Raw genomic sequence first — 21,704 nt, forward strand, 5'->3', positions numbered from 1 at the left:
GATCGGCTCTCATGACATCACCCGCGGCCCGCGTTGCCGCCGAGGCGAACGATCCCACCTTCGACACCCTGTGGGATGAGCTTGTCTGGCGCGGCCTCGTGCACGTATCGACCGACGCCGATGCTCTGCGAGAGCTCCTCGACGGGGAGCCGATTGTCTATTACTGCGGCTTCGATCCGACGGCGCCCAGCCTGCACCTCGGCAACCTCGTGCAGCTGCTCACGATGCGCCGCCTCCAGCTCGCCGGCCACCGCCCGCTCGGGCTGGTGGGCGGATCCACGGGCCTTGTGGGCGACCCGCGCCCGACCGCCGAGCGCACGCTCAACACTCCCGAGACGGTCGCGGAGTGGGTGACCAAGCTGCGCGCTCAGATCGAGAAGCTCCTGAGCTTCGAGGGCGACAACGCCGCCCGTATGGTCAACAACCTCGACTGGACGGCGCCGATGTCGGCGATCGAGTTCCTGCGCGAGATCGGGAAGCACTTCCGCGTGGGCACGATGCTCAAGAAGGACGCCGTGAGCGCGCGTCTGAACTCGGATGCGGGCATCAGCTTCACCGAGTTCAGCTACCAGGTGCTGCAGGGGCTCGACTACCTCGAGCTCTTCCGGCAGTACAGGTGCGTGCTGCAGACCGGCGGATCCGACCAGTGGGGCAACCTCACGAGCGGCACGGATCTCATCCACCGGGTCGAGGGCGCGTCCGTGCACGCGTTCGGCACCCCGCTCATCACGAACAGCGACGGCACCAAGTTCGGTAAGAGCGAGGGCAACGCGATCTGGCTCGACGCCGAGATGTGCAGCCCCTACGCGATGTACCAGTTCTGGCTCAATACGGACGACCGGGACGTGATCGACCGGCTCAAGGTCTTCACGTTCCTCAGCCGCGAGGAGGTCGAGGAGTATGCGCGGCTCGTCGCGGACGAGCCCTTCCGCCGCGCCGCGCAGAAGCGCCTCGCGCTCGAGGTGACGACCACCGTCCACGGCCCGGACAAGACGGCGCAGGCCATCGCGGCCACCGAGGCCCTCTTCGGGCGGGGCGACCTCGCGTCCCTCGATGCGGGCACGCTCGCGGCCGCGCTGGGCGAGCTTCCGAACGCGACGCTCGCGACGGGGGCATCGATCATCGACGCGCTCGTCCAGACCGGGCTCGTCGCCTCCGTCTCCGAGGCGCGACGCGCGATCAAACAGGGCGGCGTCTCGCTCGATGGCGTGAAGGTGGATGCCGAGGACGCGCGGGTATCCGGCGCGCTGCCGGGGGGCGTCTCCGTGCTCCGGCGCGGCAAGAAGGCCCTCGCCGGCGTCTTCGTCGCGTAGCCCTTGGCGCCGCCATGCGGGACCCCGCGCCTCTCCTCGAGGTGCGGGGTCCCGCGTTTTTCCGGGGGAATCGACCCGGCACGGCCCGTGCGACACGCCCGGGTGTGGGGTGGAGTTGGCGTGGGGTTTACGTCCGCGTAATGTATTCACTTGTCGCCGCCAAGCGGTGAGGTTGAGCCGGAAGGTTCCTTCGCCCCAGGTCGTGTGACGAACATCACATTTCCTTTCAGTTCGGACTCAGGTTCGGGTGGGTAGGTTTGTGGCTTGTCTTCCTGGTCTGGTGTCGGATGTGGCGGGTTGTGGCTTTCGGGTTACGGCGTGTCGGATTTGACAGTGAGATTCGGACTGATAAGATAGAGAAGTTGCCCCGGAGGGCTCAGCTGGAAGGCTGAGGGCCGGGTGCGTCTGATCCTTGAGAACTCAACAGCGTGCACTTGTCAAATGCCAAATTATCCTCGGCACCTCTTTGTGGGGTGTTTGAGAATTCCTTTGGATCATTTGATGTCAGATGACATCACATTGGTCAGTTTCAAACTCGCTGGTCACACGTTTTCCCGTGTGGTTATGCATTTTTTCTTTTTGGAGAGTTTGATCCTGGCTCAGGATGAACGCTGGCGGCGTGCTTAACACATGCAAGTCGAACGATGAAGCTCCAGCTTGCTGGAGTGGATTAGTGGCGAACGGGTGAGTAACACGTGAGCAACCTGCCCCGAACTTTGGGATAACAGTTGGAAACAGCTGCTAATACCGGATATGCACCGCGAAGGCATCTTCTGCGGTGGGAAAGATTTTTCGGTTCGGGAGGGGCTCGCGGCCTATCAGCTTGTTGGTGAGGTAATGGCTCACCAAGGCGTCGACGGGTAGCCGGCCTGAGAGGGTGACCGGCCACACTGGGACTGAGACACGGCCCAGACTCCTACGGGAGGCAGCAGTGGGGAATATTGCACAATGGGCGCAAGCCTGATGCAGCAACGCCGCGTGAGGGATGACGGCCTTCGGGTTGTAAACCTCTTTTAGTAGGGAAGAAGCCTTCGGGTGACGGTACCTGCAGAAAAAGCGCCGGCTAACTACGTGCCAGCAGCCGCGGTAATACGTAGGGCGCAAGCGTTATCCGGAATTATTGGGCGTAAAGAGCTCGTAGGCGGTTTGTCGCGTCTGCTGTGAAAACTGGAGGCTCAACCTCCAGCCTGCAGTGGGTACGGGCAGACTAGAGTGCGGTAGGGGAGATTGGAATTCCTGGTGTAGCGGTGGAATGCGCAGATATCAGGAGGAACACCGATGGCGAAGGCAGATCTCTGGGCCGTAACTGACGCTGAGGAGCGAAAGAGTGGGGAGCAAACAGGCTTAGATACCCTGGTAGTCCACTCCGTAAACGTTGGGAACTAGTTGTGGGGGCCTTTCCACGGTCTCCGTGACGCAGCTAACGCATTAAGTTCCCCGCCTGGGGAGTACGGCCGCAAGGCTAAAACTCAAAGGAATTGACGGGGACCCGCACAAGCGGCGGAGCATGCGGATTAATTCGATGCAACGCGAAGAACCTTACCAAGGCTTGACATATACCGGAAAGGTCTGGAGACAGATCCCCCCTTGTGGTCGGTATACAGGTGGTGCATGGTTGTCGTCAGCTCGTGTCGTGAGATGTTGGGTTAAGTCCCGCAACGAGCGCAACCCTCGTTCTATGTTGCCAGCACGTAATGGTGGGAACTCATGGGATACTGCCGGGGTCAACTCGGAGGAAGGTGGGGATGACGTCAAATCATCATGCCCCTTATGTCTTGGGCTTCACGCATGCTACAATGGCCGGTACAATGGGCGGCGATACCGTAAGGTGGAGCGAATCCCAAAAAGCCGGTCCCAGTTCGGATTGAGGTCTGCAACTCGACCTCATGAAGTCGGAGTCGCTAGTAATCGCAGATCAGCAACGCTGCGGTGAATACGTTCCCGGGTCTTGTACACACCGCCCGTCAAGTCATGAAAGTCGGTAACACCTGAAGCCGGTGGCCTAACCCTTTTGGGAGGGAGCTGTCGAAGGTGGGATCGGTAATTAGGACTAAGTCGTAACAAGGTAGCCGTACCGGAAGGTGCGGCTGGATCACCTCCTTTCTAAGGAGCTTCGATGACAATCATTCTTTGGGGTGGTTGTTCAGAGAGCCCGTTCTCCGGCAAATGTTCGGAGCGGGTAGCTCATGGGTGGAACATTTGACAAGAGCCTGATTGGTGCTGTGGTTTGTGAGTACGTCGCTTCGGTGATGGGAAAGCGGATCGTGGGGCTGGTCGGGCTATGCACGTTGTTGGGTCCTGAAGGCTCAGCCGCCTTTTGGTGACTGGGTTTTCTGCCCTCATGCTGCATGCTCCTGTTGGGGTGTGTGGGTGGGGTGCACCCGTACTTTGAGAACTACACAGTGGACGCGAGCATCTTAAAGAAGCGAACATGAATAGATTTTTTCTGTTTGTGGCTCATGTGATTTCAAGTCTTTAAGAGCAAACGGTGGATGCCTTGGCATCTGGAGCCGAAGAAGGACGTAGCAATCTGCGATAAGCCTTGGGGAGCCGATAAGCGGGCTGTGATCCGAGGATTTCCGAATGGGGAAACCCCGCCAGACGCTTTTGTGTTCTGGTGACTCCCGCCTGAATGTATAGGGCGGGTTGAGGGAACGTGGGGAAGTGAAACATCTCAGTACCCACAGGAAGAGAAAACAACAGTGATTCCGTGAGTAGTGGCGAGCGAAAGCGGATGAGGCTAAACCGTGCGTGTGTGAGAGCCGGCAGGCGTTGCACGTGCGGGGTTGTGGGACATGCCTATCATGACTGCCGTTGTGGTGGCCGTACAGAAGCGTATAGACGAATCGGTTTGAAAGCCGGACCAGAGAGAGTGCCAGTCTCGTAGTCGACATGCGTGTTCTGCGGTGGTGTGTATCCCAAGTAGCACGGGGCCCGTGAAATCCCGTGTGAATCTGTCAGGACCACCTGATAAGCCTAAATACTCCCAGATGACCGATAGCGGACAAGTACCGTGAGGGAAAGGTGAAAAGTACCCCGGGAGGGGAGTGAAATAGTACCTGAAACCGTTTGCTTACAAACCGTCGGAGCCTCCTTGTTGGGGTGACGGCGTGCCTTTTGAAGAATGAGCCTGCGAGTTAGTGATACGTGGCGAGGTTAACCCGGGTGGGGTAGCCGTAGCGAAAGCGAGTCTGAATAGGGCGATTCAGTCGCGTGTCCTAGACCCGAAGCGAAGTGATCTATCCATGGCCAGGCTGAAGCGACGGTAAGACGTCGTGGAGGGCCGAACCCACTTAGGTTGAAAACTGAGGGGATGAGCTGTGGATAGGGGTGAAAGGCCAATCAAACTTCGTGATAGCTGGTTCTCTCCGAAATGCATTTAGGTGCAGCGTTGCGTGTTTCTTGCCGGAGGTAGAGCTACTGGATGGCCGATGGGCCCCAACAGGTTACTGACGTCAGCCAAACTCCGAATGCCGGTAAGTGAGAGCGCAGCAGTGAGACGGTGGGGGATAAGCTTCATCGTCGAGAGGGAAACAACCCAGACCACCATCTAAGGTCCCTAAGCGCGTGCTAAGTGGGAAAGGATGTGGAGTTGCTTAGACAACCAGGAGGTTGGCTTAGAAGCAGCCACCCTTGAAAGAGTGCGTAATAGCTCACTGGTCAAGTGATTCCGCGCCGACAATGTAGCGGGGCTCAAGCACGCCACCGAAGTTGTGGCATTGACACTATCGACAAGCCTTCGTGGTTCAGTCGTGTTGATGGGTAGGAGAGCGTCGTGTGCCGGGTGAAGCGGCGGAGTGATCCAGCCGTGGATGGCACACGAGTGAGAATGCAGGCATGAGTAGCGAATGACGTGTGAGAAACACGTCCTCCGGAAGACCAAGGGTTCCAGGGTCAAGCTAATCTTCCCTGGGTAAGTCGGGACCTAAGGCGAGGCCGACAGGCGTAGTCGATGGACAACGGGTTGATATTCCCGTACCGGCGAAGAACCGCCCAAGCTAATCCAGTGGTGCTAAGTGCCCGAATCCATCCATCGTCACCTTCGGGTGGCACCGGGTGGCCTAGCGCACGACCCCATGCTGGTGCGGTTAGCGTATTAACAGGTGTGACGCAGGAAGGTAGCCCAGCTGGCAGATGGTGTCCAGTGTAAGCGTGTAGGCCGAACCATAGGCAAATCCGTGGTTCATGTGGCTGAGACGTGATGCGTATCAAGTGGGTGATCCTATGCTGCCGAGAAAAGCATCGACGCGAGGTTCTAGCTGCCCGTACCCCAAACCGACTCAGGTGGTCAGGTAGAGAATACTAAGGAGATCGAGATAATCGTGGTTAAGGAACTCGGCAAAATGGCCCCGTAACTTCGGGAGAAGGGGCGCCCAGCACTTATAGAAACTTGCTTTCGAAAGGGTGTGTGGGCCGCAGAGACCAGTGGGGAACGACTGTTTATTAAAAACACAGGTCCGTGCGAAGTTGCAAGACGATGTATACGGACTGACGCCTGCCCGGTGCCGGAAGGTTAAGAGGAAGGGTTAACCCTCGGGTGAAGCTCTGAATTTAAGCCCCGGTAAACGGCGGTGGTAACTATAACCATCCTAAGGTAGCGAAATTCCTTGTCGGGTAAGTTCCGACCTGCACGAATGGCGTAACGATTCCCCAACTGTCTCAACCACGAACTCGGCGAAATTGCATTACGAGTAAAGATGCTCGTTACGCGCAGCAGGACGGAAAGACCCCGTGACCTTTACTACAGCTTGGTATTGGTGTTCTGTGTGGCTTGTGTAGGATAGGTGGGAGACTGTGAAGCGATCACGCTAGTGGTTGTGGAGTCGTTGTTGAAATACCACTCTGGTCACTCGGGATATCTAACTTCGGACCGTGATCCGGTTCAGGGACAGTGCCTGGTGGGTAGTTTAACTGGGGCGGTTGCCTCCCAAAGAGTAACGGAGGCGCCCAAAGGTTCCCTCAACCTGGTTGGCAATCAGGTGGCGAGTGTAAGTGCACAAGGGAGCTTGACTGTGAGACTGACAGGTCGAGCAGGGACGAAAGTCGGGACTAGTGATCCGGCAGTGGCTTGTGGAAGCGCTGTCGCTCAACGGATAAAAGGTACCTCGGGGATAACAGGCTGATCTTGCCCAAGAGTCCATATCGACGGCATGGTTTGGCACCTCGATGTCGGCTCGTCGCATCCTGGGGCTGGAGTAGGTCCCAAGGGTTGGGCTGTTCGCCCATTAAAGCGGTACGCGAGCTGGGTTTAGAACGTCGTGAGACAGTTCGGTCCCTATCCGCTGCGCGCGTAGGAAGTTTGAGAGGATCTGACCCTAGTACGAGAGGACCGGGTTGGACGAACCTCTGGTGTGCCAGTTGTTCCGCCAGGAGCATCGCTGGTTGGCTACGTTCGGGATGGATAACCGCTGAAAGCATCTAAGCGGGAAGCCGGCCTCAAGATGAGACTTCCATCACCTTCGGGTGGAGAGGCTCCCAGCAGACTACTGGGTTGATAGGCCAGATGTGGAAGCGCAGTAATGCGTGTAGCTGACTGGTACTAATAAGCCGATGACTTGATAACACTTCGTCTTCTTGATGTTGTTCGCGTCCACTTTGTGGTTCTCAGGGTACGGTTGTGCTTTTGAGGGCTGGTGATAAGTAAACAGTGTTGTGCTGTTGAAACACAGGTTTACCCGCGCCTTTGGGGTGTGTGGTTGGTAGGTGTTTCGGTGGTTATAGCGAGAGGGAAACGCCCGGTCTCATTCCGAACCCGGAAGCTAAGCCTCTCAGCGCCGATGGTACTGCACCGGGGACGGTGTGGGAGAGTAGGTCGCCGCCGGACTTCACTTGGTCGAAAGGGCCGCCCAACGCTGGGCGGCCCTTTCGTGCGTTATGACCCCGGTTTATGCTCGGGGCGAGGAAATAGAGAACAGATACGTCTGTGCGGGACATTCGCATGGGCTGAACAGGGGAGTGGACATGGCCACCGACGACAACACCGATAGCGGCTCCGGCCGCGCCGGCGGCGACGCTGGTCGTGGGCGCCCTCCCCGCTCCGGAGACTCCTCACGCGACCGCGGCGATCGCCGTGAGGGCGGGCAGCGCTCCGGCGGTGACCGCCGCGACGGCGGCTATCGCGGGCGCGAAGATCGTCGCGATGGTGGTTACCGCGGGCGCGATGATCGCCGCGATGGTGGTCCGCGTTCGACGGGGGATCGTCGCGACGGTGGGTACCGCGGGCGCTCTGACCGTCGCGACGGTGGGCCACGTTCGTCGGGCGACCGCCGCGAGGGCGGGTACCGTGGACGCGACGACCGGAGCGCCGGGGGCTACCGTGGACGCGATGACCGTCGCGACGGTGGGCCACGTTCGACGGGCGACCGCCGCGAGGGTGGCTACCGTGCCGGCGGCGACCGTCGCGAGGGTGGCTACCGCGGGCGGGACGATCGCCGCGACGGTGGTCCGCGCTCGACGGGTGACCGCCGCGAGGGCGGCTACCGCGGACGCGACGATCGTCGTGACGGTGGATACCGTCCGGGGGCTGACCGCCGCGACGGTGGGCCGCGTGTAACGGGTGACCGCCGCGAAGGCGGTTACCGCGGGCGTGACGATCATCGTGATGATCGACCGCGCCCGACGGGTGACCGTCGCGAGGGCGGCTACCGCGGGCGCGACGATCGTCGCGACGGCGGCTACCGTGCTGGCGGCGACCGTCGCGAGGGTGGCTATCGCGGACGCGACGACCGCCGCGACGGCGGATACCGCGGACGCGACGACCGGAGCGCCGGTGGTCACCGCGGACGCGATGACCGTCGTGAGGGCGGCTACCGCGGGCGCGACGACCGTCGGGACGGCGGGTTCCGCGAGGAGCGGGAGAACTCGCGTCCGCCGCAGCAGGACCGGATTCCGGATCCGCCGCTGCCGGACGACATCACGCCGAAGGACCTCGCGCCGTCGGCCCGCAACGAGCTGAAGACACTGAGCGCGGAGAACGCCGAGCGCGTGGCGCGCCACATGGCGATGGCCGCTCGCGCGATCGATGACGACCCGCACCTCGCGCATGAGCACGCGCAGGCGGCGATGCGCCACGCTGGCCGGGTCGCCGTGGCGCGCGAGACGCTCGCCGTGACCGCCTACGCGACGGGAGACTTCGCGCTCGCCCTGCGCGAGCTGCGCACGGTGCGCCGCATCACGGGTCGCAACGACCACGTGGCGATGATCGTCGACAGCGAGCGGGGCGTCGGACGCGCCGACAAGGCGCTGGAGGAGGGGCGCGCAGCGGACCGCGCGTCGCTCGAGGTCTCGCAGCGCGTGGAACTGGCGATCGCGATGTCGGGTGCGCGGCTGGACCTGGGCCAGACGGAGCTCGCGCTCCACGAGCTGGACATCCCGGAGGACGACCCGAACCGTGCGTTCGAGTGGAGCGCCGGGCTCTTCGCCGCGCGGGCCGCCGTGCTCGAGGACCTCGGGCGTACGGACGAGGCCGAGGAGTGGGCGCGCCGCGCCTCGATCGCGGAGGACGCGATCCTGTCGAAGCTCGCGGAGGACGACACGGTCGAGATCCACGAGATCGAATTCGACGCGCCGGCCTCCGTCGATGACGACGGCGCGTACGAGCCCGCGGACACTGCGACCGAGGCGGGGCTGGCCGTTGCGGATGGCGAGTCGGTCGACGCGGAGCAGCGCGGCAGCGCGCCCCCTGATTCGGATGCCGTTGCTGCGGATGTCGATGCGGACGAACTGCCCGCCGAGAGCGGCACCGAGCTCGGTGCGGCGGGGGCCGCTGAACCCGTCGACGTGGCGGAGGAATCCGCCGCGCCCGAGGCCGCGGGGCCGTCCACGGACGCCCCGGAGCCGGAGGCGCAGGACGTCGAGGTCCCCGAGGACGCGCCCGCGGTCGACGACATGTCGATCGAGGACGAGGTTGCGGAGATCCTGGCGGACGCGGGCATTGTGGACGACGACGACGCTGCTGCGGACGTCGTTGCCGCTGACGTCGATTCGTCGGATGGTGACGCGTCGGAGGCCGATGGTTCGGGCGACGACGGTTCGGAGGTCGACACATCGCAGCACGATGGTTCGGACGACACCGATCCGGAGGATGCCGATTCTGCGGGCGACGACGCGGCAGGCGATGACGTTGCGGACGCCGCCGCGCCGGAGGCAGGCAACACGACCGATCAGGGCAACGCCTCGGACGAGGAGGACCGCCCCGATGGCGCTCTTTTCTAAGCGCGCGACGCGCACGCCCCTCGACGGGGTGGACGTGCTGCTCGCCGACCTGGACGGCGTCGTGTACGCCGGCCCCGGCGCCATCCCGCACGCGGTCGAGAGCCTGAACCGGGCGGCCGCCGACGGGATCCGCCTCGGGTACATCACGAATAACGCCTCGCGCACCGATGCGTCGGTCGCGCGGCACCTGGCCGACTTCGGCCTCGGCACCGCGCCAGAGGACGTCGTTACGAGCCCGCAGGCGGCCGTGACGCTGCTCGCGGAGCGCGTGGATCCGGGCGCGACGATCCTCGTCGTCGGCGGCGAGGGCCTCGTCGTCGAGCTCGAAAAGGCGGGGTACGTCGTCACGCGGAGTGCGGACGACGCGCCCGCCGCCGTCGTGCAGGGGTTCAACCCCGACGTCGCCTGGACCGACCTGGCGGAGGCGGCGTTCGCGCTGGCGCTCCCCGAGGAGGACGGGGGGATCCCCTGGATCGCCACGAACACCGACTGGACGATTCCGCGCGAACGCGGGATCGCACCGGGCAACGGCACGCTCGTGTCGGCCGTGCACACCGCCGTCGGCCGGCTCGCGACCGTCGCGGGCAAGCCGCAGGCGCCGATCTTCCACGCCGCGACGGCGCGCTTCGGCGCCGCCCAGCCGCTCTTCCTCGGCGACCGCCTGGACACCGACATCCAGGGCGCCCAGGCCGCCGGCATGGACTCGGCCCTCGTGCTGACGGGCATCGATCGCCCCAAGCACGTCCTCGCCGCGCCCGAGCACGCGCGCCCGACCTACATCGTCGGGGATCTGCGCGAGCTGTTCGAGCCGTACCCCGAGGTGGTGCGCAAGCGCGAGATCACCCAGGTGGGCGACGCGCGCGTGCGCATCGACGGGCCGCGGGTGGAGATCGTCTCGGAGGGCTCGCGGGACATCGACCTCGTGCGCGCGGGCGCCCACGCGATCTGGGCGACGGGCCGACAGATCTTCGGCTTCGACGTGCCAGAGCGCCTGTACCGCGACACGTTCCACCGCCCGTAGGGGCCCGGGACGTATCGTGGGGGGATGACCGACGACAGCCTCGACGAGAACCTGCTCGGGCGCCTGCGGGTGATCGAGAGCCAGCCGCTCTCCGAGCGCGCCGAGGCATACCGGTCGCTGCACGACGAGCTCAGCCGCGCGCTCGAGAAGTCGCCCGGCGCGTGAGCGCGCGGCTCGACGCGGCGCTCGCCGCGCGGGGGCTCGCCCGGTCGCGCACGCACGCCGCCCGCCTCATCGCCGAGGGGCGCGTTGTCGTCGACGGCGCGGCGGCCACCAAGGCCTCGGCGCGCGTGGATGACGCCGCGCAGATCGCGGTCGACGCCGATCGCTACGTCTCGCGCGCGGCGCACAAGCTCGTCGCCGCGCTCGACGCGTTCGCGGTCGACGTCGCCGGGCGCGCGGCGCTCGACATGGGCGCGTCGACGGGCGGCTTCACGCAGGTGCTCCGCGAACGGGGCGCGGATCCGGTGCTCGCGGTCGACGTGGGGCACGGACAGATCGCGCCCGCGGTCGCCGCGGATCCGGGCGTGCGCGTCGTCGAGGGCTTCAACGTGCGCCACATGACCCGCGAGACGCTCGCCGCCGCGAGCGGCGTCGCGGGCGCCCCGAGCGTCGTGACGGGCGATCTGTCCTTCATCTCCCTGGCCCACGTCCTGCCAGCCGTCGCCGTGGTTGCCGACCCGGCGGCGGATATCGTGCTGCTCGTCAAACCGCAGTTCGAGGTCGGACGCACCCGCGTCTCGGGCGGCATCGTGGCGGATCCGCGGCTGCGCGCCGACGCCATCCGCGGCGTCCTCCGGGCGGCGGACGCCGTCGGCCTGCGCGCGCGCGGGATGACGCGGAGCCCGCTCGTGGGCACCCACGGCAACGCGGAGTTCCTTGTGCACTTCGCGCGCCGCGGGGGAGCGGATCCGACACAATGGGAGGACGACCTCGCCCGCCTCGCGGCGACGCCCGACGCACCCGAATCGACTGGGGGACGATGAACGCGCGCAACATCCTGATCGTGGCCCACGCCCACCGGGAGGACACGGTTCAGGCCGCCGCGCGCATCGTGTCGATCATCCGGGGTCAGGGCGCGCGCCCCGTCTTCGCCGCCGAGGACCGCGCGGCGCTCGCGGGGATCGCGCCGGGGTTCGCCGACGTCGCGGTGCTCGGTGACGACGTCTCGCCGGACGACGTCGCGGTCGCGATCTCGCTCGGCGGCGACGGCACGATCCTGCGCGCCGCCGAGCTCGTGCGCGGGGGCACCGCGCCGATCCTCGGCATCAACATGGGCCACGTCGGCTTCCTCGCGGAGATCGAGCGCGACGACATGGACGACGCCGTGCACCGCGTCCTCGCGGGCGATTTCGACGTGGAGGAGCGCCTCGCGCTCAGCGTGAAGGTGCGCGACAAGTCGGGCGAGATCGCCTACGAGACGTGGGCGCTGAACGAGGCGTCGATCGAGAAGGACGCGCGCGAGCGCATGATCGAACTCGTCATCGAGATCGACGGCCGGCCGCTGTCGACGTTCGGGGCGGACGGGTGCGTCGTCGCCACGCCGACCGGATCCACCGCCTACAGCTTCTCGGCGGGCGGCCCGGTGATCTGGCCGACCGTCGAGGCGATCGCGGTCGTGCCGCTGTCGGCGCACGCGCTGTTCGCGCGCCCCCTCGTCGTGGGCCCGGACCACGCGGTCGCGGTCGAGGTGCAGGCCGGCGGCCTCGCCTCGGGCGTCCTGTGGTGCGACGGCCGGCGCTCCCACCCGCTGCCGGTGGGCGCGCGCGTGTCGATCCGGCGCTCCGAGGATCCCGTGCGGCTCGCCAGGCTGCACCACGCGGCCTTCACCGATCGCCTCGTGCGCAAGTTCCAGCTCCCCGTACATGGCTGGCGCGGCCCCACCGGCACGATGATGACGGAGGCCGTCAGCATCATCCCGCCCGTCACGACCGCCGACCGCGAGGGGGCCCCGCAATGATCGAACAGGTGCGCCTGAAGGACCTGGGCGTGATCGCCGACGCGACGCTGCCGATGGGTCCCGGATTCACGGCCGTCACGGGCGAGACCGGCGCGGGAAAGACGATGGTGGTCACGGGCCTGGGGCTCCTTATGGGGCAGCGCGCCGACAGCGGCACCGTGCGCTCGGGCGCCGCGCAGGCGGTCGTCGAGGGCATCTGGAACGTCGAGGCGGACGGACCGGCGGCCGGCCGCGTCCACGAGGCGGGCGGCGATCTCGAGCCGGTCGGCGACGGGCGCAGCGAGCTGTACCTGTCGCGCACGATCCAGGCCGAGGGCCGCAGCCGCGCGGCCGTCGGTGGCCGCGCCGCACCGGCCGGCGTCCTCGTCGACCTCGCCGCGCAGCTCGTCGCGGTCCACGGGCAGTCCGACCAGCTGCGCCTGACGTCGAAGGCCGCGCAGCGCGACGCGCTCGATCGCTTCGGGGGCGACGCGGTCGGCGGCGCGCTCGCCGCGTATCGCGAGGCGCACGCCGCGTGGGGCGCGATCCAGCGCGAGCTCTCCCGCCTCGTCGACGAACGCGACCAGCGCCGGGGCGAGGCCGAGCGCCTGCGCGAGGAGCTCGCGGAGATCGAGGCCGTCGCGCCCGAGCCGGGCGAGGACCAGCGGGTGGCCGCGCGGGCCGAGCGCCTCGCGAACGCCGAGGAGCTCCGGGAGGCGGCGCTCGCGGCCCGCGAGGCCCTCTCGAGCGAGGAGGGCGCGCCCGACGTCGGGGCGCTGCTCGCGGACGCGACCCGGGCGCTCGAGCGCGCGGGCGACCCGGCCCTCGCGCGGGTGCGCGAGCAGCTCGCGGACCTCATCTATCGCGCCAGCGACGCGGCCGTCGAGCTGTCGAGCTATCTCGCCGACCTCGACGAGGAGGGCCCCCAGGAGCTGGCGGCCGTCGAGGAGCGCCGCGCCGCGCTCGCCGCCCTCGCGCGGCGCCACGGATCCCTCGACGAGGCCATCGCGCTCCAGGACACGGGATCCGCGCGCCTCGCGGAGCTCGACGACGACGGCGAGCGCGTCGAGCGCCTCCGACAGGACGGCGACGCGGCGCGCGAGGCGCTCGACCGGGCCGCGGGCGCCCTGACCGCGGCCCGGCGCGCGGCGGCGGAGGCGCTCGGCGAGGCGGCGACCGCCGAGCTGCACGCGCTCGCGATGCCCGACGCGCGGCTCGTCGTCGACGTCTCGCCCGGCTCGGAGTCGGCGCACGGGCACGACGAGATCGCCTTTCTGCTCGCGCCCCACCCCGGGGCGGATCCCCGGCCCGTCGCGAAGGGCGCCTCGGGCGGCGAGCTGAGCCGCGTCATGCTCGCGATCGAGGTCGTCGTCGCGCAGACGGATCCCGTGCCGACGTTCATCTTCGACGAGGTCGACGCGGGCATCGGCGGCGCGGCCGCGATCGAGGTGGGGCGGCGCCTCGCGCGCCTCGCCGAGTCGTCGCAGGTCATCGCCGTGACGCACCTCGCGCAGGTCGCGGCGTTCGCGACCAACCACCTCAACGTCGTGAAGTCGAGCGACGGATCCATCACCGCCTCGAGCGTGACGCGCCTCGAGGGCGACGCGCGCGAGGCCGAGATGGCGCGGCTGCTGTCCGGGATGGCCGACAGCGACGCGGCGCTCACCCACGCCCGCGAGCTGCTGTCGCTCGCCGCCCGCCCGTGAGTATGCTCGTGCTCAGTCCATTCCCAGCGCCGCGAGGCGGCGCGCCCACGCGGAAACCGACAAACGGCGTTAGGATTGAAGCCCGTGATGCAGACTTCTGACGCGGCGACGAGCGACACCACCAAGCACATCTTCGTGACGGGCGGTGTCGTTTCCTCTTTGGGTAAGGGGCTCACGGCGGCCAGCCTGGGCAACCTCCTCACGGCCCGCGGCCTGCACGTGGTCATGCAGAAGCTGGATCCGTATCTGAACGTGGATCCCGGCACCATGAACCCGTTCCAGCACGGCGAGGTGTTCGTCACGGACGACGGCGCCGAGACCGACCTCGACATCGGGCACTACGAGCGCTTCCTCGACATCAACCTCTCGCAGGCGGCGAACGTTACCACGGGGCAGATCTACTCGAAGGTGATCGAGCGCGAGCGCCGCGGCGAGTACCTCGGCGACACCGTGCAGGTCATCCCGCACATCACCGACGAGATCAAGCGCCGCATGCGCCTGCAGGCGGAGGACGACCCGAAGCCCGACGTCATCATCACCGAGGTGGGCGGCACCGTCGGCGACATCGAGTCGCAGCCGTTCCTCGAATCGGCCCGCCAGATCCGCCACGAGCTCGGCCGTGACAACGTGTTCTTCGTGCACGTCTCGCTCGTGCCGTTCATGGGCGCCTCGGGCGAGCAGAAGACGAAGCCGACGCAGCACTCGGTGGCGGCTCTGCGCCAGGTCGGCATCCAGCCCGATGCGCTCGTCCTGCGCAGCGACCGGCCCGTGACCGAGCAGAACATGAACAAGATCGCGCTCATGTGCGACGTCGAGTCCGACGCCGTCGTGAACACGGTCGACCTGCCGAGCATCTACGACATCCCGTCGACGCTCAACCGCCAGGGGCTCGACGCCGTCATCGTCCGCAAGCTCGGCCTCGACAAGGCCGGGGAGGTCGACTGGTCGCGCTGGCAGCGCGTGCTCGACGCCGTGCATCACCCGAAGCATGAGGTCACGATCGGCCTCGTCGGCAAGTACATCGACCTACCCGACGCGTACCTGTCGGTGACCGAGGCCATCAAGGCGGGCGGCTTCGCGCAGGACACGAAGGTCAACATCCGCTGGATCCCCTCGGACCTGTGCGAGACCGAGGAGGGCGCCACCGAGCAGCTCGGATCCCTCGACGGGATCTGCGTGCCCGGCGGATTCGGGATCCGCGGGATCGAGGGCAAGCTCGGCGCGCTGAAGTTCGCGCGCGAGCAGGGGATCCCCACGCTCGGCCTGTGCCTCGGTCTCCAGTGCATGGTCATCGAGTTCGCGCGGAACGTCGCCGGCATCGAGGGCGCGTCCTCCAGCGAGTTCGACCCCGAGACGGCGACGCCCGTGATCGCGACGATGGCGGAGCAGGTCGAGATCCTTGACGGCGGCGACCTCGGCGGCACGATGCGCCTCGGCCTGTACCCCGCGACCCTCGCGCAGGGCTCGATCGCCGCGGAGGTGTACGCGTCGACGCAGGTGACGGAGCGCCACCGCCACCGCTACGAGGTCAACAACGCCTACCGCGAGCAGATCGGCGCGGCCGGGCTGTCGTTCTCGGGCATCAACACCGAGCTCGACCTCGTCGAATTCGTCGAGCTCCCGCGCGAGAAGCACCCCTACTACATCGCCACGCAGGCACACCCCGAGCTGCGGTCGCGCCCGACCGAGGCGCACCCGCTCTTCCGCGGCCTCATCGGCGCGGCGCTCGAGCGCAGCCGCTCGAGCGAGCTGTTCGAGGTCGAGGAGTGACGAACGCCCTGCGCGACGAGGAGCGCGCCGCCTCGGTCGTCGCCTCCGAGGTCGTCTTCGACGGCCACGTGTGGGACGTGCGGGAGGACCGCTTCCGCTACGGCGAGGGCGAGCTCGTCCGGCACTACGTCGACCACACGGGGGCCGTCGCCGTCGTCGCGGTCGACGCGGCCGGACGAGTCCTCCTGATCCAGCAGTATCGGCACCCCATCCGCACGCGCGACTGGGAGATCCCGGCCGGCCTGCTAGACATCCCGGGGGAGGATCCGCGCGACGCGGCCGAGCGCGAGCTGGCCGAGGAGGCCGACCTCGTGGCGGACACATGGGAGGACCTCGGATCGTTCGCGATGTCGCCCGGCGGGTCGACCGAGTTCATCCGGATCTTCCTCGCGACGGGGGTGGGGCCCGCGCCCGAGTCCTTCGCGCGCGACGCGGAGGAGGCCGACATTCGCGCCGAGTGGGTCCCGCTCGGCGACGCGGTCCGCGCGATCGAGGAGGGTCGCATGAAGAACGCGGCCATGACGATCGGCGTCCTGCTCGCGGCCCGGCGGCTCGGCGCCTGAGACAGGCCCCCGTGGGCATCGAGCGCGCGGTCGACGCGTACCTCCGCCACATCTCGATCGAGCGCGGGCTGAGCGACCACACCGTCGCCGCCTACCGCCGCGACCTCGGGGCGTACGCCGCGTGGCTCGCGGAGCGGGGCATCGATGACGTCGACGCGGTGACGCCCGCGCGGGTGTCGGAGTTCGCCGAGGAGCGCGCCGTGGCGGTCCCGGCCCCCGCGGCGTCCTCGCTCGCGCGCCTGCAGTCGTCGGTGCGCGGACTGCACCGCTTCCTCGTGCGCGAGGGGCTCGCCCAGGCGGATCCGACGGCGCGGCTCGCGCCGCCCCGTCAACCGCAGCGCCTCCCGAAGGCGCTCACGATCGACGAGGTCGAGCGCCTTCTTCAGGCGCCGAGCGGGGAGGACCCGATCGGGATCCGCGACCGCGCGCTCCTGGAACTGTTGTACGCCACGGGGGCGCGGGTGAGCGAGGCGATCTCGCTCGACGTCGACGATCTCGCCGCGGGCGACGTCCTCCGGCTGCGCGGCAAGGGCGACAAGGAGCGGATCGTGCCCGTCGGGTCGTTCGCCCGCGACGCCGTGGACGCCTACCTCACGCGGGTGAGACCGGCGCTCGCCGCGCGGGGATCCGCGACGCCGCGCCTGTTCCTCGGCGCGCGCGGGGCGCCGCTGTCGCGGCAGAGCGCGTGGCTCGTGATCCAGAAGGCCGCGGGCGCGGCGCACCTCGCGGCCCACGTCTCGCCGCACACGCTGCGGCACTCGTTCGCCACGCACCTGCTCCAGGGCGGCGCCGACGTCCGCGTGGTGCAGGAGCTCCTGGGGCACGCGTCGGTAGCGACGACCCAGATCTACACGCACCTGACCGCCGACGTGCTGCGCGACATGTACCAGCAGGCCCATCCCCGCGCCGTCTGAGGCCCCTTCCGCGCGAGACGCGGCGCCATTACCCTGGGGCGCACACGCCGCACGAGGGGGACGAGATGGCCGGCTCCGATCTCGCCGTCGAGGCGCGGGGGCTCGTGAAGACCTTCGGCCCGACGCGCGCCGTCGACGGGATCGATCTCGCGATCCCGCGGGGCGGCATCTACGGCGTCCTCGGCCCGAACGGCGCCGGAAAGACGACCGCGCTGCGCATGCTCGCCACGCTCCTGCGGCCCGACGCGGGCGAGGCTCGCGTGCTGGGGCACGACGTGTTCACCGAGCCGAAGCGGATCCGCGAATCGGTCGCGCTGACGGGACAGTTCGCCTCGCTCGACGAGGACCTGACGGGCATCGAGAATCTCGTGCTCCTTGGCCGGCTCTACGGGTTCCGCGCGGCGGCTGCGCGCCGCCGCGGCATGGACCTCCTTGAGGCGTTCGGCCTGACGGAGGCCGCGGGCCGGCAGGTGAAGAAGTTCTCGGGCGGCATGCGCCGGCGTCTCGACATCGCCGGATCCCTCATCGTCACCCCGCGGTTGATGTTCCTCGACGAGCCCACGACCGGCATCGACCCGCGCAGCCGCAATCAGGTGTGGGACATCATCCGCGCGCTCGTCGACGGTGGCACCACGATCCTCCTCACGACGCAGTACCTGGAGGAGGCCGACCAGCTCGCCGGGCGCCTCGCGGTCATCGACCACGGGCGCGTGATCGCCGAGGGCACGCCCGGCCAGCTCAAGGCGCAGGTCGGGGCGGGCGCGCTGGCGGTGCGGCTCATCGACCCCGAGGACCGGGCCGCCGCCGCCATGGCCCTCGAGGCCGCGCTCGGGACCGCGGTCACGCGGGAGGCGGATCCGGCGGCGCTGTCCGCGACGCTCCCGGACACGCGGCGCGCGGGGACCGCGCTCGCCGCGCTCGAGTCCTCGGGCGTCGAGATCGAGACGTTCTCGCTGGGGCAGCCGAGCCTGGACGAGGTCTTCCTCGCCCTCACGGGGAAGCCGGCCGAGGATGCCGCGCCCGAGGGCGCCGCCGCCGAGGAGGGGTCGTGATGAGTATCGACCAGGCCGAGCACACCGCGCGCGTGCGCACCGTTCTCCTGCCGGAGCAGGACAGGCCCCGCCCCGCCGGCCCCGTGAGCTCCTCGATCACCTACGGGTGGCGCGCCCTGCTGAAGATCAAGCACATCCCCGAGCAGCTGTTCGACGTGACGGTCTTTCCCATCATGATGACGGTCATGTTCTCGACGATCTTCGGCGGCGCGCTCGCCGGGGGCGTCGGGAACTACGTCCAATGGCTCATCCCCGGCGTCTTCGTGCAGACCCTCGTGATGATCACGATGTACACGGGCCTCACCCTCAACCGCGACATCTCCAAGGGGGTCTTCGACCGGTTCCGGTCCCTGCCCGTGTGGCGCCCGTCGCAGCTCGTCGGCGCGCTCCTCGGCGACCAGGTGCGCTACACGATCGCGGGCGTGATCATCCTCGCGGTCGGCTTCCTCATGGGCTTCCGGCCCGAGGGCGGGTTCTGGGGGATGGCCGCGGCGTTCGCGCTCCTGCTGGTGTTCAGCTTCTGCCTGTCCTGGGTGTGGACGATGGTGGCGCTCATCATGCGCACCGAGCAGGCCGCCATGGGCGTGTCGATGTTCATCCTCATGCCGCTCACCTTCGTGTCCAACATCTTCGTGGATCCGTCGACCATGCCCCGGTGGCTGCAGGGGTTCGTCGAGATCAACCCCGTGAGCGTCGTCGTGGGCGCGAGTCGCGACCTGATGGGCGGCTCCTTCGACGCCGCGCAGATCGGCATCGTGCTCGCGTACTGCGCCGTGCTGGTCGCGGTCTTCGGCCCCGTCTCGATGCGCCTGTACAACCGGAAGAGCTGACCCGCCGCGATCCTGCCCGGCCACGAGGTAACGATGCGGATACACTCGTCTGAGCGTGTCAGGAGGTTCATCGGTGGCCCACACCCCACATCAGCCGTCGAAGAGCGACGAGGTCATTCTCGGCCCCACGGGGCGCCCGTACCAGGGCTTCTCGACCCCTGCGAAGCTCGACTCGCACGGCCCGGCCCGCATCATCGCCCTGTGCAACCAGAAGGGCGGGGTCGGGAAGACGACGACGAGCATCAACCTCGCGGCGTCGCTGGCCGAGTACGGCCGCAAGGTGCTCGCGGTTGATTTCGACCCGCAGGGCGCTCTCTCGGCGGGCCTCGGCATCGCGACGCACGACGTGCCGACGATCTACGACCTCATGCTCGACACGAAGCGCGATGCGCACGAGGCGATCGTGGAGACCAACGTGCCGGGCCTCGACGTGATCCCCGCGAACATCGACCTGTCGGCCGCCGAGGTCCACCTCGTCAACGAGGTCGCCCGCGAGATGATCCTCGCCCGCGTGCTGCGCAGCGTCGCGAAAGAATACGACGTCATCCTCATCGACTGCCAGCCCTCGCTCGGCCTGCTGACGGTGAACGCCCTCACGGCCGCGCACGGCGTGCTCGTGCCGCTCGAGTGCGAGTTCTTCGCGCTGCGCGGCGTCGCGCTCCTCATCGAGACGATCGAGAAGGTCCAGGACCGCCTGAACCCCTCGCTGGAACTCGACGGCCTCCTCGCGACCATGTACGACGCGCGCACGCTGCACTCGCGCGAGGTGCTGGAGCGGATCGTCGAGACGTTCGGCGACAAGGTGTTCGAGACGGTCATCGGGCGCACCGTGAAGTTCCCCGACGCGTCGGTCTCGGGCGTCCCGATCATCGAGTACGCGCCGCAGCACCCGGCCGCGCAGGCCTACCTCCGCCTCGCGCGGGAGCTCGTCGCCCGCGGCGCCGTCGCCTGAGTCCATGAGCCTCGGCGAGCCCGGATCCGGTTCGTCGGCGCCGGAGGACGGGCGCGGCTTTCGCGTCTCCCTGGCGAACTTCGACGGGCCGTTCGACCTGCTGTTGAGCCTCATCACGAAGCGCGAGCTGGACATCACGGAGGTCGCGCTCTCGGCCGTGACCGACGAGTTCATCGCCTACCTGTCGGCGCTCGGCCCGGACGAGAACCTCGACCAGGCCAGCGAGTTCCTCGTCGTGGCCGCCACGCTGCTCGACATGAAGGTCGCGGGGCTGCTCCCGCAGGGGGAGCTCGTCGACGCCGAGGCGGTCGCGCTCCTCGAGGCCCGCGACCTGCTGTTCGCGCGCCTGTTGCAGTACCGCGCGTTCAAGGAGGTCTCCGCGTGGTTCGCGGAGAACATCGCGCGCGAGGAGACGCGCCACACGCGCGAGGTGCCGCTGGATCCGACGTACCGCGAGCGGACCCCCGAGCTCGTCTGGACGCTCTCGCCCGAGGACTTCGCGGCGGTCGCGACCCTCGCCTTCGCGCCGCGCGAGATCCCGGCCGTCGGGCTCGACCACCTGCACGCGCCGCAGGTGTCGATCCGCGAGCAGGCGGCGATCGTCGTCGCCGCGCTGCGCGGGCGCGCGTCCCTGACCTTCCGCGAGCTGATCGCGGGGGAGGGCGAGCCCGGCGTGATCGTGGCGCGCTTCATCGCCATCCTCGAGCTCTACCGGCACGCGGCCGTGTCGTTCGAGCAGCTCGAGCCGCTCGGCGAGCTCACCCTGCGGTGGGTCGCCGAGGCGTGGAACGACGAGAACCTCGCGAGCCTGGGAGCCGAGTATGACCGCTGACGACCGCCCTCTCCTGCAGCGCCTCGAGGCGCTCCTCATCGTCGCCGACGAGCCCATGAGCGTCGTCTCGCTCGCGACCGCCGTGAGCGCGCCGGTGGCCGCCGTGCGCCGGGCGCTCGCGCGGATCCGCGAGGAGTACGCGGGCGAGCACGGCCTGCCGCCGCGGGGCTTCGAGCTGCGCGAGGTCGCGGGCGGGTGGCGCGTGTACGTCCGGCCCGATCTCGACGCCGTCGTGACCGACTTCGTGGGCAGCCAGGCGCCCGCGCGCCTGTCGCAGGCGGCGCTCGAGACCCTCGCGGTCATCGCCTACAAGCAGCCCGTGACGCGCTCGCAGGTCGCCCAGATCCGCGCCGTGAACGTCGATTCCGTCGTGCGCACGCTCCTCGGCCGCGGCCTGATCACGGAGATCAGCGCGGATCCGGAGACGGGCGCCATGCACTACGGCACGACCGACCTGCTGCTGCAGAAGCTCGGGATCAATTCGATCGACGAGCTCCCGCCGATCTCGCCCCTGCTCGACGACGGCGCGAACGGCTTCGACGACATCGTGGGCGCGTGAATCGCGGCCCGCTTTCTGCGGGCGGTCAGGCGGATCCGC

At 67.8% G+C, this 21,704-nt stretch carries 16 protein-coding genes and 3 rRNA genes; 18 read left to right on the forward strand and 1 reads right to left on the reverse strand.

Annotation, left to right across the window (positions count from 1 at the left end; genetic code table 11):
• Positions 1–11: 11 nt before the first annotated feature.
• The 4 genes from tyrS (at position 12) to rrf (ending at position 7,137) form a co-directional block, all read left to right on the forward strand.
• Positions 12–1,313 (forward strand): tyrosine--tRNA ligase, encoded by a 1,302-nt coding sequence (tyrS, locus tag G8E01_RS04760; RefSeq protein WP_166316584.1) that lies wholly within the window; start codon positions 12–14, stop codon positions 1,311–1,313.
• Positions 1,314–1,889: 576 nt separating this feature from the next.
• Positions 1,890–3,416 (forward strand): 16S ribosomal RNA (locus G8E01_RS04765).
• A gap of 362 nt (positions 3,417–3,778) precedes the next feature.
• Positions 3,779–6,876: ribosomal RNA gene (locus G8E01_RS04770) — 23S ribosomal RNA — on the forward strand.
• 144 nt (positions 6,877–7,020) lie between these two features.
• A 5S ribosomal RNA gene (gene rrf / locus G8E01_RS04775) occupies positions 7,021–7,137 on the forward strand.
• The 16S, 23S and 5S rRNA genes sit together here, the layout of an rRNA operon.
• 224 nt (positions 7,138–7,361) lie before the next feature.
• Here the strand turns inward: rrf and G8E01_RS04780 are convergent.
• Positions 7,362–8,090 (reverse strand): hypothetical protein, encoded by a 729-nt coding sequence (locus tag G8E01_RS04780; RefSeq protein WP_166316587.1) that lies wholly within the window; start codon positions 8,088–8,090, stop codon positions 7,362–7,364.
• Between the two features lie 219 nt (positions 8,091–8,309).
• Between G8E01_RS04780 and G8E01_RS04785 the strand changes: the two genes are divergently transcribed.
• The 14 genes from G8E01_RS04785 to scpB all read left to right on the forward strand — a co-directional run bounded on the left by G8E01_RS04785 (position 8,310) and on the right by scpB (position 21,665).
• The gene (locus G8E01_RS04785; RefSeq protein ID WP_166316590.1) at positions 8,310–9,527 is read left to right on the forward strand and encodes a tetratricopeptide repeat protein; all 1,218 of its coding nucleotides are present in this window, start codon (positions 8,310–8,312) and stop codon (positions 9,525–9,527) included.
• Complete coding sequence (locus G8E01_RS04790; RefSeq protein ID WP_166316593.1) at positions 9,511–10,548, forward strand: HAD-IIA family hydrolase; 1,038 nt, start codon at positions 9,511–9,513, stop codon at positions 10,546–10,548. The genes G8E01_RS04785 and G8E01_RS04790 overlap by 17 nt, the downstream gene beginning before the upstream one ends.
• Positions 10,549–10,572: 24 nt before the next feature.
• Positions 10,573–10,713: a hypothetical protein gene (locus G8E01_RS12700; protein ID WP_166316596.1), complete on the forward strand. Its 141-nt coding sequence runs from the start codon at positions 10,573–10,575 to the stop codon at positions 10,711–10,713.
• Positions 10,710–11,534 (forward strand): SAM-dependent methyltransferase, encoded by an 825-nt coding sequence (locus G8E01_RS04800; protein WP_166316599.1) that lies wholly within the window; start codon positions 10,710–10,712, stop codon positions 11,532–11,534. The genes G8E01_RS12700 and G8E01_RS04800 overlap by 4 nt, the downstream gene beginning before the upstream one ends.
• Positions 11,531–12,508, forward strand: coding sequence for an NAD kinase (locus tag G8E01_RS04805; protein ID WP_166316602.1), 978 nt, complete (start codon positions 11,531–11,533; stop codon positions 12,506–12,508). Before G8E01_RS04800 ends, G8E01_RS04805 begins: the two co-directional genes overlap by 4 nt.
• Entirely contained in the window at positions 12,505–14,193 is a 1,689-nt protein-coding gene (gene recN, locus G8E01_RS04810) for a DNA repair protein RecN (RefSeq protein WP_166316605.1), read from the forward strand. The genes G8E01_RS04805 and recN overlap by 4 nt, the downstream gene beginning before the upstream one ends.
• An 87-nt stretch (positions 14,194–14,280) precedes the next feature.
• Positions 14,281–15,963, forward strand: a complete 1,683-nt coding sequence (locus G8E01_RS04815; RefSeq protein WP_166316608.1) for a CTP synthase — start codon at positions 14,281–14,283, stop codon at positions 15,961–15,963.
• Positions 15,960–16,526, forward strand: coding sequence for an NUDIX domain-containing protein (locus G8E01_RS12705; protein ID WP_166316611.1), 567 nt, complete (start codon positions 15,960–15,962; stop codon positions 16,524–16,526). The genes G8E01_RS04815 and G8E01_RS12705 overlap by 4 nt, the downstream gene beginning before the upstream one ends.
• A gap of 11 nt (positions 16,527–16,537) precedes the next feature.
• Positions 16,538–17,440, forward strand: coding sequence for a site-specific tyrosine recombinase XerD (gene xerD / locus G8E01_RS04825; RefSeq protein ID WP_166316614.1), 903 nt, complete (start codon positions 16,538–16,540; stop codon positions 17,438–17,440).
• 65 nt (positions 17,441–17,505) lie between these two features.
• On the forward strand, positions 17,506–18,492 hold the full coding sequence (locus G8E01_RS04830; protein ID WP_166316616.1) for an ATP-binding cassette domain-containing protein: 987 nt from the start codon (positions 17,506–17,508) through the stop codon (positions 18,490–18,492).
• Positions 18,492–19,322 (forward strand): ABC transporter permease, encoded by an 831-nt coding sequence (locus tag G8E01_RS04835; protein WP_166316618.1) that lies wholly within the window; start codon positions 18,492–18,494, stop codon positions 19,320–19,322. Before G8E01_RS04830 ends, G8E01_RS04835 begins: the two co-directional genes overlap by 1 nt.
• Before the next feature lie 73 nt (positions 19,323–19,395).
• Positions 19,396–20,274: an AAA family ATPase gene (locus G8E01_RS04840; protein WP_166316620.1), complete on the forward strand. Its 879-nt coding sequence runs from the start codon at positions 19,396–19,398 to the stop codon at positions 20,272–20,274.
• Positions 20,275–20,278: 4 nt separating this feature from the next.
• Positions 20,279–21,106 (forward strand): segregation and condensation protein A, encoded by an 828-nt coding sequence (locus G8E01_RS04845; protein WP_166316622.1) that lies wholly within the window; start codon positions 20,279–20,281, stop codon positions 21,104–21,106.
• Positions 21,096–21,665 carry an SMC-Scp complex subunit ScpB gene (gene scpB / locus G8E01_RS04850; RefSeq protein ID WP_166316624.1) on the forward strand — a complete coding sequence of 190 codons (570 nt, stop codon included), beginning with the start codon at positions 21,096–21,098 and terminating at the stop codon, positions 21,663–21,665. Before G8E01_RS04845 ends, scpB begins: the two co-directional genes overlap by 11 nt.
• Positions 21,666–21,704 lie beyond the last annotated feature (39 nt).

Origin of the sequence: Microbacterium excoecariae (assembly GCF_011326725.1) — a bacterium.
Lineage (GTDB): Bacteria > Actinomycetota > Actinomycetes > Actinomycetales > Microbacteriaceae > Microbacterium > Microbacterium excoecariae.

What these genes read in the sequence shown, in the direction of transcription:
- tyrS (WP_166316584.1), top strand. Translation starts at nt 12, where the DNA reads ATGACATCACCCGCGGCCCGCGTTGCCGCCGAGGCGAACGATCCCACC.
- G8E01_RS04785 (WP_166316590.1), top strand. Translation starts at nt 8,310, where the DNA reads ATGGCGATGGCCGCTCGCGCGATCGATGACGACCCGCACCTCGCGCAT.
- G8E01_RS04790 (WP_166316593.1), top strand. Translation starts at nt 9,511, where the DNA reads ATGGCGCTCTTTTCTAAGCGCGCGACGCGCACGCCCCTCGACGGGGTG.
- G8E01_RS12700 (WP_166316596.1), top strand. Translation starts at nt 10,573, where the DNA reads ATGACCGACGACAGCCTCGACGAGAACCTGCTCGGGCGCCTGCGGGTG.
- G8E01_RS04805 (WP_166316602.1), top strand. Translation starts at nt 11,531, where the DNA reads ATGAACGCGCGCAACATCCTGATCGTGGCCCACGCCCACCGGGAGGAC.
- recN (WP_166316605.1), top strand. Translation starts at nt 12,505, where the DNA reads ATGATCGAACAGGTGCGCCTGAAGGACCTGGGCGTGATCGCCGACGCG.
- G8E01_RS04815 (WP_166316608.1), top strand. Translation starts at nt 14,281, where the DNA reads ATGCAGACTTCTGACGCGGCGACGAGCGACACCACCAAGCACATCTTC.
- G8E01_RS04830 (WP_166316616.1), top strand. Translation starts at nt 17,506, where the DNA reads ATGGCCGGCTCCGATCTCGCCGTCGAGGCGCGGGGGCTCGTGAAGACC.
- G8E01_RS04835 (WP_166316618.1), top strand. Translation starts at nt 18,492, where the DNA reads ATGAGTATCGACCAGGCCGAGCACACCGCGCGCGTGCGCACCGTTCTC.
- G8E01_RS04845 (WP_166316622.1), top strand. Translation starts at nt 20,279, where the DNA reads ATGAGCCTCGGCGAGCCCGGATCCGGTTCGTCGGCGCCGGAGGACGGG.
- scpB (WP_166316624.1), top strand. Translation starts at nt 21,096, where the DNA reads ATGACCGCTGACGACCGCCCTCTCCTGCAGCGCCTCGAGGCGCTCCTC.